Source organism: Pseudarthrobacter sp. MDT1-40-2 (assembly GCF_059383595.1).
This window is the reverse complement of sequence record NZ_JBWZCL010000002.1, coordinates 515,024-529,776: the sequence shown is the minus strand read 5'-3', so window position 1 is coordinate 529,776 and position 14,753 is coordinate 515,024. Positions and strand designations below refer to the sequence as shown.

At 64.1% G+C, this 14,753-nt stretch carries 14 protein-coding genes; 6 read left to right on the top strand and 8 right to left on the bottom strand.

Going from position 1 to position 14,753, the window contains the following annotated elements; translation table 11 throughout:
* The first annotated feature begins 15 nt into the window (after positions 1-15).
* Positions 16-600, top strand: a complete 585-nt coding sequence (locus tag AC50X5_RS08690; protein WP_494975689.1) for a GNAT family N-acetyltransferase — start codon at positions 16-18, stop codon at positions 598-600.
* Between the two features lie 107 nt (positions 601-707).
* Positions 708-2,081, top strand: coding sequence for a cation:dicarboxylate symporter family transporter (locus AC50X5_RS08685; RefSeq protein ID WP_494975688.1), 1,374 nt, complete (start codon positions 708-710; stop codon positions 2,079-2,081).
* A 3-nt stretch (positions 2,082-2,084) separates the two neighbouring features.
* Here AC50X5_RS08685 and AC50X5_RS08680 read toward each other — a convergent pair whose 3' ends face one another.
* Together AC50X5_RS08680 and AC50X5_RS08675 are read right to left on the bottom strand one after the other, a co-directional pair.
* Entirely contained in the window at positions 2,085-2,492 is a 408-nt protein-coding gene (locus AC50X5_RS08680) for a RidA family protein (protein ID WP_494975687.1), read from the bottom strand.
* A gap of 146 nt (positions 2,493-2,638) precedes the next feature.
* Positions 2,639-3,247 (bottom strand): PadR family transcriptional regulator, encoded by a 609-nt coding sequence (locus AC50X5_RS08675; protein ID WP_494975686.1) that lies wholly within the window; start codon positions 3,245-3,247, stop codon positions 2,639-2,641.
* Between the two features lie 167 nt (positions 3,248-3,414).
* Here AC50X5_RS08675 and AC50X5_RS08670 point away from each other — a divergent pair, with 167 nt between their 5' ends.
* The 3 genes from AC50X5_RS08670 to AC50X5_RS08660 are packed head-to-tail and all read left to right on the top strand — an operon-like array spanning position 3,415 to position 6,898.
* The gene (locus AC50X5_RS08670; RefSeq protein ID WP_494975685.1) at positions 3,415-4,518 is read left to right on the top strand and encodes an aromatic ring-hydroxylating oxygenase subunit alpha; all 1,104 of its coding nucleotides are present in this window, start codon (positions 3,415-3,417) and stop codon (positions 4,516-4,518) included.
* A gap of 17 nt (positions 4,519-4,535) precedes the next feature.
* Positions 4,536-5,537 (top strand): PDR/VanB family oxidoreductase, encoded by a 1,002-nt coding sequence (locus AC50X5_RS08665; protein ID WP_494975684.1) that lies wholly within the window; start codon positions 4,536-4,538, stop codon positions 5,535-5,537.
* A gap of 14 nt (positions 5,538-5,551) precedes the next feature.
* Entirely contained in the window at positions 5,552-6,898 is a 1,347-nt protein-coding gene (locus tag AC50X5_RS08660; RefSeq protein ID WP_494975683.1) for an MFS transporter, read from the top strand.
* A gap of 101 nt (positions 6,899-6,999) precedes the next feature.
* On the opposite strand, the gene AC50X5_RS08655 is transcribed toward AC50X5_RS08660, so the two are convergent.
* From AC50X5_RS08655 to AC50X5_RS08630, 6 genes are all read right to left on the bottom strand, one after another.
* The gene (locus AC50X5_RS08655; RefSeq protein ID WP_494975682.1) at positions 7,000-7,581 is read right to left on the bottom strand and encodes a nucleoside/nucleotide kinase family protein; all 582 of its coding nucleotides are present in this window, start codon (positions 7,579-7,581) and stop codon (positions 7,000-7,002) included.
* Positions 7,582-7,696: 115 nt separating this feature from the next.
* Positions 7,697-8,383 carry a class I SAM-dependent methyltransferase gene (locus tag AC50X5_RS08650; protein ID WP_494975681.1) on the bottom strand — a complete coding sequence of 229 codons (687 nt, stop codon included), beginning with the start codon at positions 8,381-8,383 and terminating at the stop codon, positions 7,697-7,699.
* Between the two features lie 154 nt (positions 8,384-8,537).
* The gene (locus tag AC50X5_RS08645) at positions 8,538-9,368 is read right to left on the bottom strand and encodes a bifunctional allantoicase/(S)-ureidoglycine aminohydrolase (protein ID WP_493983504.1); all 831 of its coding nucleotides are present in this window, start codon (positions 9,366-9,368) and stop codon (positions 8,538-8,540) included.
* A gap of 10 nt (positions 9,369-9,378) precedes the next feature.
* On the bottom strand, positions 9,379-10,647 hold the full coding sequence (locus AC50X5_RS08640) for a DUF6986 family protein (protein ID WP_494975680.1): 1,269 nt from the start codon (positions 10,645-10,647) through the stop codon (positions 9,379-9,381).
* Between the two features lie 3 nt (positions 10,648-10,650).
* The gene (gene aceB, locus AC50X5_RS08635) at positions 10,651-12,249 is read right to left on the bottom strand and encodes a malate synthase A (RefSeq protein ID WP_494975679.1); all 1,599 of its coding nucleotides are present in this window, start codon (positions 12,247-12,249) and stop codon (positions 10,651-10,653) included.
* A 27-nt stretch (positions 12,250-12,276) separates the two neighbouring features.
* Positions 12,277-13,689 (bottom strand): NAD-dependent malic enzyme, encoded by a 1,413-nt coding sequence (locus AC50X5_RS08630; protein ID WP_494975678.1) that lies wholly within the window; start codon positions 13,687-13,689, stop codon positions 12,277-12,279.
* A gap of 229 nt (positions 13,690-13,918) precedes the next feature.
* Here AC50X5_RS08630 and AC50X5_RS08625 point away from each other — a divergent pair, with 229 nt between their 5' ends.
* Positions 13,919-14,674, top strand: a complete 756-nt coding sequence (locus AC50X5_RS08625) for an IclR family transcriptional regulator (RefSeq protein WP_494975677.1) — start codon at positions 13,919-13,921, stop codon at positions 14,672-14,674.
* Positions 14,675-14,753 lie beyond the last annotated feature (79 nt).

Here is a 14,753-nt window from a genome sequence, read left to right as displayed (position 1 = left end):
GGATAAGCTCTGGCCATGCCGGAAATTACCCTGCCGCTGCGCACCGAGCGCCTGGTCCTCCGCCGCTTCGAAGCGGCAGATCTTGACGCCTACTTCGCTTACCACTGCCTCCGTGAGACCGCCCGGTTCCTGCCCGGGGAAGCCAAGAGTTACACGGAGTGCATGGAGCGGGTGGGCGGCTACGCCAATTTCAGCTTCGAAAAGCCCGGCGACTGGGTGGTGCTGGCCATCGAGTCCGCCAGCTCCCCGGGAATCCTTGGCGAGGTAGTGCTCAAGTGGCTTCCCGGCAGTGGGCAGGGCGAGGTGGGCTGGAGCTTGTCCCCGGAAGCCCGCGGCAAGGGCTACGCCACGGAGGCCGCCGACGCCGTGCTGCGGCTGGGCTTTGAAGAGCTCGACTTCCACCGGATCTGCGCCACTCTGGATGCCCGGAACACGGCATCCGCCGCCATTTGCACCAGGTTGGGCATGCGTGAGGAAGCGCGGCAGATCGACAAGTGGCACTACAAGGGTGAGTGGGCCACCGAAGTCATTTTCGCCGTGCTTGCCGACGAGTGGAAGGTAGCGAAGGACTTGGCCGCGACAAAGCCCGGTACTCCTTAAACATTTCCGCATCGTGGACGAATCCTTCCGGAAACATCGGAGCCCTACCTTGGTGAACGAACATGCGGACCGGCCGCACCGTCATCCAGGAACCGATAGGCACGCCCATGAATCCCGCCACGCCCGTCCACGCAGCTCCTCCTAAGAGGAAGCCGCTGTATTCCTCGCTCTTCTTCCAGCTTCTGATCGCCGTTGTAGCGGGTGTGCTGATCGGGCACTTCTGGCCAACTATTGGCTCCGCCCTCAAGCCACTCGGGGACGGCTTCATAGCCCTTATCAAGATGATCATTGCACCACTGATCTTCCTCGTTATTGTCACAGGCATCGCCGCCATCAGTGACGTTAAAGCCGTGGGGCGTGTTGGCGTGAAGGCTCTGATCTATTTCACCGCCGCCACACTGTTTGCCCTGGTTTTCGGGCTGATTGTGGGGAACGTAGTCCAGCCCGGTGCGGGCCTCAATATCGACCCGGCTTCGTTGTCCCAGGATGCGCTGGCGGCCAAGACAACCACCGCTCCGCCCGAGAACGTCGGGCAGTTCCTGCTTGGCGTCATCCCCACCAGCGTCATCGGCGCCTTTGCCAGCAACAACCTCCTGCAGGTCCTGTGCTTTGCGGTGTTCTTCGGTGCGGCGATCGTCGTCGTCGGCCGAGAGCGTTGCCGGCCGGTGCTGAACCTCCTGGATACGGTACTGGAACTGTTCTTTAGAATCATGTCGTGGGTGATGCGCGTAGCCCCTGTAGGCGCGTTCGGAGCCATGGCGTTCATCATCGGCCAGTACGGACTCGGCACGCTCAGCACCTATGCCCTGCTGATCGGTGCCTGCTACGGCGCCGCAATTGTGTTCATCGGCCTCCTCTTTGTGGTGGCCTGGGCGTACCCGCGGGTGCCTCTGTGGCAGTTCATGAAGTACAGCCGGGAGGAGTTCCTGTTAGCGTTGGGGACCGCTTCCACGGAGTCCGTGCTGCCCCGAATCATGACCAAACTGACCAATGCAGGCTGCTCCCGGGCGACCACCGGGCTGGTCATCCCCACAGGTTATTCGTTCAATCTGGACGGCGCCGCGCTGTACCTCTCGATATCGCTGCTCTTCCTGGCGCAAGCTTTTGGTTACAACCTGGATCTTGGCCAGCAGCTGGCCGCCCTGGGAATCCTGATGCTGACGTCCAAGGGCATGGCAGGCGTGCCCGGCTCGGCCTTCCTTGCACTGTCCGCAACGGCAGGGGCGCTCGGGATCTTCCCGGTGGCTGGCGTCGCGCTCCTTCTGGGAGCTGACCGGCTGATGGATTCGATGCGCGTGGTGGTGAACCTCCTGGGCAACTGTGTGGCCACGTTCGTCGTCGCCAAATGGGAGGGTCAGTTCGACCGTGACGCGATGCTCCGCGCCTTCGCGGGCGAGGACACCCTTGAAGGTCCGACGGCGGCTCCCGGCGATGCTTCTACCGCAGCGGCGGTGCCGGTTGGCGCAGCCGCGGCCCGCTAGCGGTCAGTCGACGACGGCGGCAACCGCCTCGATCTCCACCAGCTGGCCCGGGTAGCCAAGGACGGTAACGCCAAGCAGTGTGCTGGGGGCGTCGTGGTTCCCGAAGGCGGCGCGGACAACGTTCCATGCCGTCACCAGGTCCGGCTGGGACATAGATGCCACCAGCACGCGCGTGTTCACCACGTCTTCAAGGCCGGCTCCGGCGGCCGCCAGCGCAACCCCGAGGTTCTCCATCGCCTTGGCGGCCTGAGCAGAAAAATCACCCGGGCCCGCGACGGAACCGTCCCGCTCCAGCAGGCAGGCTCCGGCCAGGAAGATCAGGCGCGCGCCCTTTGGTGCGGTGGCGGCGTACGCGTACTGCACCGAACCGGCGAGGTCCCCGGACCTGATGAGGGAAACTGAGGTAGGCATGGGACTCAGGCTATCCGGTGGACGGCGGGACGGTTGGGTGCCGCCGTCGAACTGCACTTTCGCTACTCCGCAGCTGCGCACCGACGACGCAGGCGGCCGCGGAAGCGTTAAGAGCTGGCATCGGACCGGCCAGGTCGGGTGAAGGTCTATGTCGCCGGATCACGTTGAGCCGTTTCTTCCAATTCCCCAAGTATTCCCAAACCGCGTTTCGCCCAGGCAATTTCCTGCTCGGCGCGGGCCAGTTGGCCTTCATAGGCGTAAATTTTGAAGCGGACGATCTGCTCCTGTTCCTCCTTGGCGTATCGGGTAAGGCGCCTTGCAAGCGTGGGATGTTCACGTTTTTCGAGAGAGTCGATCATCTCGAGAGTCTGGACACGCTGCTGCTCGTAATGTGCAATATGGGCATGCAATTGGGCCGCCGCCGCTCCAGGGGGCGCCCACTCAAAGTAGGCGGCCTTGAGGCGGGCAGGATCCCGTTCCTGGACGTAGGTCAGTGGCTCATCTTGCCACTGCCTGAGAGCCTCCTCCCCGGCCGGGGTGAGCGCGTACTCCGTTTTGGTGGCCCCCTTGGTGCCCCATGGTACGGGCCGGCTCGAGAGCAGGCCCTCTGCGTGCATCTTCCGCAATTCGGGGTAAATCTGCGAGTCGGGTGCGTGCCAGACATGGCCCACGGAGGAGCTGAACTGCCTGACGACGTCGTAACCCGTCAGTGGACCTGAGGACAGCAATGCCAGCAGTGCCGAGCGCAGGGTCACAGGAAATCCTTCAGATCGAAGTATGCGTTGCCATCCAGCCTAGCTTTACCTGCGACAACAGTTGCCAACCACTATCTCCATAGGTAGTCTGTGGTGCACACCACTAAATACCTATCTAGATAGTTATTGATCAACCACCCGGCACCCTCAACGACGAAGGACCGTTCATGACCGTCTCGGCCACACAAGCCACTAGTACTGCCAAGCTTCTGTCCTATCCGCTCAACGCATGGTACGCGGTGGGATGGGACCACGAGCTTACTGCCAAGGGCATTCTCGCCCGCACCATCGCCGGCCGCCCCCTGGCCCTGTACCGCACAGCGGACGGCAGACCTGTCGCTTTGGCCGACGCATGCTGGCACCGCCTGGCCCCGTTGTCGCAAGGCAAGCTGGTAGGCCGCGACGAAATTCAGTGCCCGTACCACGGCCTGCGCTACAACGCCGCTGGCCGCTGTACCTCAATGCCGGCCCAGGAAACCCTGAACCCCTCCGCTACCGTGCCGTCCTTCCCGGTGGTCGAGCGGTACCGCTACGTGTGGGTGTGGCTGGGCGATCCCACTAAGGCCGACCCGGGCCTTCTGCCGGATATGCACCAGATGGATAGCCCGGAGTGGGCGGGGGATGGCGAGACCATTCACGCCCCGTGCAACTACCAGCTTGTCCTGGACAACCTCATGGATCTCACACACGAGGAATTCGTGCACAGTTCATCGATCGGGCAAGAGGAGCTGTCCGAGTCCGAGTTCGAGGTAACCCATGACGAGTCATCGGTGACGGTGACCCGCTGGATGCGCAACATTGATGCGCCGCCGTTCTGGCTGAAAAACATGAGGGACAAGTTTCCGGGCTTTGAGGGCAAAGTGGATCGCTGGCAGATCATCCACTACTACTTCCCGTCCACGATCTGCATCGACGTCGGGGTCGCGGAGGCCGGGACCGGGGCGCCTGAGGGCGACCGCTCACGTGGAGTCAACGGTTACGTAATGAACACCATCACTCCCGAAACCGACCGCTCCTGCCACTACTTCTGGGCATTCATGCGCAATTACCGGCTCGAGAGCCAGCTCATAACCACACAGTTGCGTAACGGGGTGCACGGAGTCTTCGGGGAAGACGAAGCCATGCTCCAGGCACAGCAGGCTGCCATCGACGCCAATCCGGACTACGAGTTTTACAACCTCAACATCGACATGGGTGGCCTGTGGGTGCGGCGACTCCTGGAGCGCGCACTCGAAGCCGAAGGCCGGCTCGCCACCCTGCCGACCGCCTGAGTTGAAGGAGGCGCATCGTGGCTGATTCCCACCACATTCTCTGGCAGCAGGCCGTCGTCGGCTCGGTATCCGACGTCGCCGAAAACATCCGCCGTGTCGTCCTGCGTCCGGAGCTCCCTATGCCTGTACGGCCGGGCGAGCATATAGACGTACGTACGACCATCGGCGGCGGGCAGCACGTCCGTTCCTACTCCGTAGTCGATGCTGCGGAAGACGGCACGCATCTGGCCCTCAGCGTCTTCAAGACGCCGACGTCCCGCGGAGGGTCAGTGTTCATGCACACACTCCAGCCCGGGCAGGTCCTCGCAATCACCCAACCGTTGCAAAATTTCCCGCTACGGATCGGGGCGTCCTCCTACATCCTCCTTGCCGGCGGCATCGGCATCACCGCTATTGCCGGTATGGCCGCACTCCTGCGACGCTTGGGCGCGGACTACCGCCTGGTCTACGTGGCCCGTTCCCGTGAGTCCATGGCCTACCTCGATAACCTCGCCACCCTGCACGGGGACCGCCTCGAGGCGCACATTGACGCGGAGGGTACCTCTTTAGATGTGAAGGCCCTCGTAGGCTCAGCGTCTGAGGATGCCGAGCTGTACATGTGCGGGCCGATCCGGCTTATGGACGCCGTGCGCCGCGCCTGGATGGAACGGGAACTTGAGCCAACGAGCCTACGCTACGAAACCTTTGGTAACAGTGGCTGGTACCAGGCTGAACCCTTTACCGTCCGGATACCGCGGCTGGGGGTGGAGGCCTCTGTTGGCTCGGACGAATCCGTGCTCGAGGCCCTCCAGCGCCAGGGCGTGGAGATGATGTCAGACTGCCGCAAAGGCGAGTGTGGCCTGTGCCAGGTCAAGGTTCTTGAGCTCGCCGGGCGGATAGACCATCGCGACGTCTTCTACTCCGATCGGCAAAAGGAACCCAACACAAAGATGTGCTGCTGCGTTTCACGCGTGGTTGCCAACGAGCCGGGCGCAAATCCGGCTCACCGCCCCGCTGTCCTCACCATCGACGTCCCCTGAGAGGCATCAGTACCATGGACATCCGAAAGCAGATCGACACATCCAGAATGTCGTCGTACCAGTGGTTCATCATTGCAGTGACCACATTCCTCAACGCCCTCGACGGCTATGACGTGCTGGCCATGGCGTTCACAGCGACGTCCGTCACGAAGGAGTTCGGACTATCCGGCGCGCAGCTCGGCTGGCTGCTCAGCGCGGGCCTCATCGGCATGGCTGTTGGCTCGCTCGTCCTCAGTCCTCTCGCCGATCGTTACGGCCGGCGTAAGATCCTCATTGTCGCGTTGGCCATCAACGCCTTGGGCCTCTTCCTATCAACCACGGCACATTCCGCCGTTGAGCTTGGACTGTGGCGGGTCATCACCGGGCTGGGCGTAGGGGGGATCCTCGCCTCTGCCACGGTGATCACGAGCGAGTACGCAAACGCCCGCCGCCGCGGGTTGGCCGTCAGTATCTTCACCGCCGGCTATGGGGTCGGCGCCACCCTGGGCGGCATGGGAGCCACCCAGCTCATCCCGGCCTTCGGATGGCGCTCCGTGTTCCTGGTCGGTGGTCTGTTGACCCTTGTGGGGATAGCCCTGGTTGTAGTCCTTCTGCCGGAGTCCGTTGACTACCTTCGCGCCCGGCGTCCCCAGGATGTCGTCCAGAAACTCCAGCGCATTGCCCGGCGCCTGCGCCTGGAGGGCCACGTGGAACTCGGTTCCGCACCCGTCAGCTCTGGAAAGCAACAAGGCAGCGTAGCTAAACTCCTAAGCCCCCGGTACCGCACAGCCACCATCCTGCTGTGGATCTCCTTCTTCGTCCTCATGTTCTCCTTCTACTTCGCCAACTCCTGGACGCCGCGCCTGCTGGTGGAATCGGGGATGACAGAGCAGCAGGGCATTATCGGCGGCCTCATGCTCACCATGGGCGGTACCCTCGGCTCGCTGCTCTACGGCGCCCTAACCACCCGCTGGGACGCACGGCTGACCCTGATAGCCTTCACGGTGCTCTCCTCCGTGACTCTGGTTTTGTTCATCACGACCACCTCCCTGCCCCTGCTGGCCTTCTCCTCCGGCGTGGTAGTGGGAATGCTCGTCAACGGATGCATCGCCGGTCTCTACACCGTGGCTCCCGTGACCTACGAGCCCGGTGTCCGTACTACAGGTGTGGGCTGGGGTATTGGCGTCGGAAGGGTGGGGGCAATTCTCGCTCCGATCGCCGTCGGCGCCCTGCTCGACAACGGATGGAAGCCCCTGCAGCTCTACATTGGCGTAGCCGTGGTGGTCCTTCTTGCCGCCGTAGCGCTGCTCCGGCTACGCCCCTACAGAGAAGCTGAATCCCAGGCAAACGAAATTCCTGTGTCTAAAACGACGGCGGGATGAATCACGGTGAGTGCCGTCCCTGGCACCGGGGACGGTGCTCACGGGCAGGCCGGGCGCGGGAGACAGCGTCCGTGTTGGTTGGGGGTGTAGACGGAGCAACCCTAGACGGGCTGGCGCCGCCCATCGGCCACAAGCTCCGAAAGCCGGGTGCCGACGTCGTGCGCTGATCCGTTGGCGTCCATCACGGTGAAGTTCCGGTATTCGGGCAGCTGCTGGTAAGCAGAGCGGAGCGCCGTGAGGTCCGCCAGCGATTCCTCGTCAATTCCACGGTGGTTGATGCGCTGGTAGGCGGTGGCGGGCTGGACGTCGAGGTGGAGGATGGCGTCCGGCGCGGGAAGTACCTGGAGCAGCCAGGGCAGTAACCATCCGCGCGGAAGGCCTTTTGTAACGCGCAGGGCAAGCTGGCAGTGCAGGTGCCGGTCCATGACCACCAGGCCGTCGAACCGGGAAGCCCGCAAGTGGGAGAGCAGGACGTTGAAAACGCGGATGCTGGTTTCGATGGTGTCCATGAGCCGGAGCGGCAGCCGGATACCGGTCCTGCCGCTCCATCCGGTGATGGTGCGGCGGCCGGCGTAATTGGCCAGCAGCAGCACGTCCTGGCCCCGTGACCTGGCGGATTCGACCACGGCCTGTGCCGCAGTGGACTTCCCGGAACCGTCGATTCCGGTCAAAACTATGATCACAGTGGCCTCCCTCCGCTACTTATACAACGCGGCGGAGGGAGGGATTGTGCCGGGGTGAGAGCAGGCTCACATTCCGCTAAGACGGCGGATAGGAACCATTGTCCCCGGCTATGCGTTAGGCGGTCCCTCGGCGCTGGATAAGAACCACGGCGTCGTCGAGCGTGGCTTCCGTACCGTCCGGGCCGGTGGCTTTACGGGCACGAACCTCCGCGATCCTCACCTCCCACAGCTCGCTGTCGAGTTCCAGCTGGGCGATCTCCTCTTCTGGGGTGAGGAAATGGTGGTTCTGATGGGCCTCAGCGGGTGCCCAGGGCGGAACGGCTCCGTGGGACACGATGAGCAGGTGGCCGCCGGGAGCCACGCAGGATGCTCCGTTGCGCAGGATTTTTTCCCTGGTCAGGGCCACGGGGGAGTGGAAGAAGGACGCGGTCACCAAGTCGTACTCGTCCTGGCCAGCCCAGATTTCCAGGTCGACGGCGTCGAACCGAACGTTCCCGGGCATCGGGCCGGCGGCGCTGGCTGCGGCGGTTGCCCGGCCAATGGCGGTGCGGGAAAGGTCGAGGCCGAGCGCGTCCCACCCTTGCTGCGCAAGCCAGACCGCGTCTCCACCTTCACCGCAGCCCAGATCCAGTGCCTTCCCCGGCGAGAGCCCGGTGACGACGTCGGCCGTGGTGGCGTTTACCCGCCCGGACCAGATGGTCCCGGCTTCCTGATAGCGGTTTTCCCAGAAATTTACAGGGGTGGTGTGACCGGCGACGCGTCCGCCATCAGTGGTCACGTCAGCTTGCTTGTTCTTGTGCATGAGAACCTCCTGGAGCAAGCTTTCCTACGCACAGCCGAGAAGGCAAACAATCTTGCCACTTCAGCAAATTGATCCAGCGCTGCCCGCTTGGAAACAGAAACGCACGACGCCGGAACCTCCCGCCGTCGTGCGTTCCCGTCTGTCTTGGTGGGGCTCAGCCCGGCAGCGGGGAACCGGTGAGGCGGACCTGGCGGTTCATGTCCTTGTACAGCAGGTAGCGGAACTGGCCGGGACCGCCGGCGTAGCAGGCCTGCGGGCAGAAGGCGCGCAACCACATAAAGTCCCCGGCCTCTACCTCTACCCAGTCGTTGTTGAGCAGGTACATGGCCTTGCCCTCGAGCACGTACAGTCCATGCTCCATCACGTGGGTTTCCGGGAACGGGATGACGCCGCCGGGCTGGAAGGTGACAATGTTGACCTGCATGTCATGGGCCAGATCGTTGGAGTCCGTGAAGCGGGTGGTCTTCCAAACGCCGTCGGTGTCCGGCATCGCGGTGGGCTCCACGTCCTTTTCGTTGGTCACGAAGGACTTGGCCTCGTAGCCCTCAAGCCGCTCGTAGGCCTTGCGGATCCAGTGGAAGGACACGATGTCCTCGGAAACGTTCTCCACTCCCCAGTCGGAACCGGCGGCAAGGTATGCGTAGCCGCCCTCTTCGAGCTGGTGCAGCTCGCCGTCAAGGGTGAGGTTGACCCGGCCCTTGGTCACGAAGATCACGCCTTCGACGCCGGCCTCGAACTCCGCCTTCGGGGCACCGCCGCCGGCAGCAATCTCCACGATCAGCTGGGAGAATGTGGTCGCGAAACCGGAGATGGGGCGGGCAATGATCCAGGAGCGCGTGTTCGTGAACCCCGGCAGGTTGCTGGTGACGATGTCCGTCATCACACCCTTGGGAATGACCGTGTAGGCCTCCGTGACAATCGCGCGTTCGGTGGTGAGGTGGGTCTGCGGCGGCAGGCCGCCCTGCGGATAGTAGTAATTGCCCATCAATGGATCCTTACGTGGAAGTGGACTGAGCCAGCCGCGGGTGCGCCAGGACAGTCAGGGAGGAAAGTTCGACGCCGGCCATCGCCTGCACCTCTTCGTCGCCGATGGCTCCGCACTGGACGCCGCGGAGAATGAAACCGGCAAGTGCACGGGCGGTGGCGGGCTCATCCATCACCCCGCCTTCGGTACGTTCGACGTAATTGCGGAGCCGGGTTGCCGCAGCCGGAAAACCCTCACGGTAGAAGGCGTAGGAGGCTGCGAAGCGGCTGGGCAGCTGGGCCGCGTGCAGGTCCCAGCCCTGGTAGTAGCCGCGTTCCAGCGAGCGGCGGACCAGCCGGCCGTGCAGCTTCCAGGCGTTCTCCACGTTCTCACCTACAGGGATGATGTTGGTGGAACCGTCGGAGAGCCGGATGCCCGTCCCGGCCACTGCCAGTTGCATCACTTCTTTGGCGAAGTCCGCCACAGGATGCTCCATGGACTGGTACTCGGCCGATATCTGCAGCGAGGCGCTGTAGTCGTAGGTGCCGTAGTGCAGGGCACTGATCCGGCCCGGCACCACATGCGGCAGCTGGGCTACCGGCGAGGTGCCGTCGGGTCCCAGGATCAGCTGGGGCGTTTCCACCTGGACCTCGAAGCGGAGCCTGCCCGCTGGGAGTCCCAAAACCTCCTCCAGCCGGGTCACGGCGTCGTCCATTGCCTGGACCTGCGCCACCGTGGTGACCTTGGGCAGGGTGAGGATCAACCCGGCGGGCAACTCGCCCAGCCGGGCCAGCGTGGACACGAACAGGTCCAGCGTACGGAGGCCGCGGGCCCGGGTGGGGGCCTCGAAGCACTTGAAACGGATGCCGATGAACGGCGGAGCGGTCCCGGCTGCGACCGCAGCGGCAACGGCCTGCGCGGCAGCAACGGCGTCGGCGTCTTCCGCTGCATCACCGCGGTCCCCGTAACCGTCCTCGAAGTCCAGGCGAAGATCCTCGATGGGTTCCTCGGCGAGCTTCCGGGCCACGCGGACAGCGACGGCGGAGGCCAGCTCCGTAGATTGGCCCAGCAGCGCGCCGAGCTTCTCGAGTCCGCCGTGGGCGTCTGCCGCCGCCAGCGCTGTGGCGCCCCAGTCGGCCACGAACGACGGCGTAAACCGGTCCGCGGGAACATAAACCGTGTGGATGGGCTGCCGGGTGCCGTCATCGCCCGGGTAGTTGCGGTCCAGGAGCTGGTCCGTAGCCTCGAGGGCGGCGTCGATCCGGGCGAGGTCCGTAGGCGTCAGGGAAGTTCCGGCCACGGCTCAGCCCAACAGCTCGTAGGCCGGCAGGGTGAGGAAGTCCGTGTAGTCCTCGGAGAGGCAGATGTCCGCAATCAGGCGGGAGGCGGGAGCGTAAAAGCTGGTGAAGGCTTCCTCGCCCACTTCACCGCGAAGGCGTTCGGTCTCCTCGGCCAGGATTTGCTCCACCAGTTCCGGCGTGACGGTGGCGCCGGTGTCCGCCAGTACCGCCTTGTTCCGCAGTTGCTGCCACACCTGCGATCGGGAAATTTCCGCGGTGGCGGCATCTTCCATCAGGTTGTGGATGGCCACGGCGCCGTTGCCGGAGAGCCACACCGCTGTGTACGCCACGGCCACATACAGATTGGCGCGCAGGCCGGCCTCGGTGACTTCTCCGCCGGCGGAGGTGACGTCGATCAGCTGGTCAGCGGTGACGTTGACCTCGGGGCGCTGCTTGTCCAGCTGGTTGGGCTTGCCGTCCAACACCGTATCAAACACTTCCCGGCACGTGGGCACCAGGTCCGGGTGCGCCACCCAGGAGCCATCGAAGCCGTCGTGGGCTTCGCGGGTCTTGTCCGCCCGGACCTTCTCGAAGGCCGCAGCAGTGACGTCCGGCTGCTTGCGGTTGGGGATTACGGCTGCCATGCCGCCCATGGCGAAGGCTCCGCGGGCGTGGCAGGTCTTGACCAGCAGTTCGGTGTAGGCGCGCATGAACGGCGCCGTCATCACCACGGAAGCGCGGTCCGGCAGCAGGAACTGCTCCCCGGCGTCACGGAAGTACTTGATGATGCTGAACAGATAGTCCCAGCGGCCCGCGTTCAGTCCTGAGGCGTGGTCGCGGAGCTCGTAGAGGATCTCATCCATCTCGAAAGCGGCCGGAATGGTCTCGATCAGCACTGTGGCGCGGATGGTGCCCTGCGGAATGCCCAGGTAATCCTGGGCGAAAACGAATACGTCGTTCCACAGCCTGGCCTCCAGGTGGCTCTCCATCTTGGGCAGGTAGTAGTACGGGCCATGGCCGTTTTCCAGCAGCTGCTTGGCGGTGTGAAAGAAGTGCAGCCCAAAGTCCACCAGCGCACCCACGGTGTTTTCGCCGTCGAGCAGCAGGTGCTTTTCAGCCAGGTGCCAGCCGCGCGGGCGGGTGACGACGACGGCGAGCGGTGCGTCGGTGCGCAGCCGGTACTCCTTGCCCTCCGGGGAGGTGAACGAAAGAGTGCCGGCTGCGGCGTCGCGCAGGTTCAGCACGGATTCGACGACGTTGGCCCAGGTGGGGGTGCTCGCGTCCTCCATATCGGCCAGCCACACTTTGGCTCCCGAATTCAGGGCGTTGATAGCCATCTTGGCTGGCGCCGCCGGGCCGGTCATTTCCACCCGGCGGTCCTGCAGGGCCGCCGGGGCAGGCGCAACCTTCCAGTCGCCGTCGCGCACGTCCCGGGTCTCCGGCAGGAAGTCCAGGCGGCCGGTGCGGGCCACCTCGTCGCGTTTGGCAACGCGTGCCTTCAGGAGCTCGGCCCGGGTACCTGCGAAGCGCTGGTGCAGCTCCTCGACGAAGGCCAGCGCCTCCGCGGTCAGAATCTCCCCTGCCCGTTCGATCGGCTGCGGATCGGTGACTGTAAGAGCCATGGTGTGGTCCTTTCGTAGGGCTGCGGTCTAGGCGGTTACGGCTGTTGCTGCTGCCGCGTTGGCGCGTGCTGCGTTGGCTACAGCGGTGGCGACATCGGCGGCCACGTGCGGATCGAAGACGCTGGGGATGATGTAGCTGGCGTTGAGTTCATCATCCGCTACGCGGTTGGCGATGGCTTCGGCAGCGGCAACCAGCATGTCCGGCGTGATGTCCGATGCTCCGGCGTCCAGCAGGCCGCGGAAGAACCCGGGGAATGCCAGCACGTTGTTGATCTGGTTGGGGAAGTCCGAACGTCCTGTAGCAACGACGGCCGCGTACTTGGACGCGAGGACGGGATCGACCTCGGGCGTGGGGTTGGCCATGGCGAACACGATAGCGTCTTCGGCCATGGACGCAAGCTGTTCCTCGCCGATGATGTTCGGTGCGCTGACGCCAATGAACACGTCAGCTCCCTTCAGGGCCTCGTGCAGGGTGCCTGAGAAGCCTTCTTCGTTGGTGTTGGCGGCAATCCAGGTGCGGTGGTCGTCATCGTACTTTTCGCCGGAGTGGATGGCTCCGGAACGGCCGGCGGCAACGATGTGTTGCGCGCCCTGGGCCTTGAGGAGCTGGATGATGGCCGAACCCGCGGCGCCGACGCCGGAGACGACGATCCTGACCTCCGAGAGCTTTTTGTCCACAACGCGAAGGGCGTTCACCAGGGCTGCCTGCGTGACGATCGCAGTACCGTGCTGATCATCGTGGAACACCGGGATGTCCAGTTCTTCACGCAGGCGTGCTTCGATCTCGAAGCAGCGGGGTGCGGCGATGTCTTCAAGGTTCACGCCACCGTAGACCGGGGCCAGGAGCTTGACCGTGCGGATGATTTCTTCGGTGTCCTGGGTGTCCAGGCAGACAGGCCAGGCGTCGACGCCGGCGAACTGCTTGAACAGCGCAGCCTTCCCTTCCATGACGGGCAGGGCAGCGGCGGGGCCGATGTTTCCCAGGCCCAGCACGGCGGAGCCGTCGGTGACCACGGCAATGGTGTTGCGCTTGACCGTCAGGTTGCGGGCCGCGGCGGGATCCTCGGCGATGGCCATGCAGACGCGGGCGACGCCGGGAGTGTAGGCGCGGGAGAGATCGTCGCGGTTGCGCAGGGCGACCTTGGGGACAACCTCAAGCTTCCCGCCCAGGTGCATCAGGAAGGTGCGGTCCGAGACGTGCTGGACCGTGACGCCGTCCAGCGCGTCAAGGGCATCTTTCACGCGGGCAGCGTGGGCGTCGTCAGTAGTGTTGCAGGTGACATCAACCACCAGGGTGTCGTGGTGGGATTCGGTGACGTCAAGGGCGGTGATTGCGGCGCCGGCCTGGCCCACGGCCGCGGCAAGTTCGCTGGTGGCGCTGAAGCTGGACGGGGCTTCTACGCGCAGGGTGATGGAATTTCCGGGATTAGGGTTCGCCATTGAATGTTCCTCCTGGTTAGGACCCGTCGCCGGGCGGCCTGCTGAAACTGAATGTTTTCGTATTATGGATATTATTATCTACGTAGTGGAATTACAAGCTGGGGCGGCAATAGCTGCCCCGCACCTCTTTGAGGTATGTTGGGGTTCTAAGGACTTTCACGATGTGGATATTGTTTGTCGCCCTGAGTCCACATCCCACGTCCCCGGCTGATGCACAGGAGAACCGGTTATGGCCGAGAAAGCCAATGGAGGCGTTCAGTCAGTGGAGCGCGTCTTCGAACTGCTGGAGCTGATTACCGACGCCGGCGGAGACGTCACGCTGAGCGAGCTTTCGTCCTCCACGGAGCTGCCGCTGCCTACCATCCACCGGCTGCTGCGCACACTGGTCTCGCTGGGTTACATCCGCCAGCTGCCCAACCGGCGCTATGCGCTGGGGCCCCGGCTGATCCGGCTGGGTGAAGGCGCCAACAAGCAGCTGGGCGCGTTGGCGCGCCCGCAGCTGAAGTCCCTGGTGGACCGGCTGGGGGAGACCTCCAATATGGCCGTGCTGGATTCGGACATGGTGATCTACGTGGCTCAGGTTCCGTCACTGCACTCGATGCGGATGTTTACGGAAGTGGGCCGTCGCGCACACACCCATGCAACCGGCGTCGGAAAGGCCATCCTGGCCCAGCTGGAAGACGACGTTGTCCGCGGCATCGTGACCCGCGCAGGCATGCCCACACCTACCGACAAGAGCATTGGCGACGTCGACACCCTGCTGGCGGACCTGAACCTCATCCGTGAGCGCGGTTACTCTATTGACGAGGAAGAGCAGGAGCTCGGCGTCCGATGCTTCGCAATGGCTGTGCCCAACGCACCCACGCCCACGGCAATCTCGGTTTCCGGCCCCGTGTCCCGTGTGGACCAGGGCTTCGCTGACCGAGCCGTGCCGCTGCTCCGCGAAGCGGCCCAGACCATCTCGCAGGAGCTCAACCAAAGCTGACCCTTCCCCAACTAGGTAGCAGCAGTTGCCGTTCAGGGCGCTCTAAACGGCAACTACTGCTACCTACATTGGGGTGCCG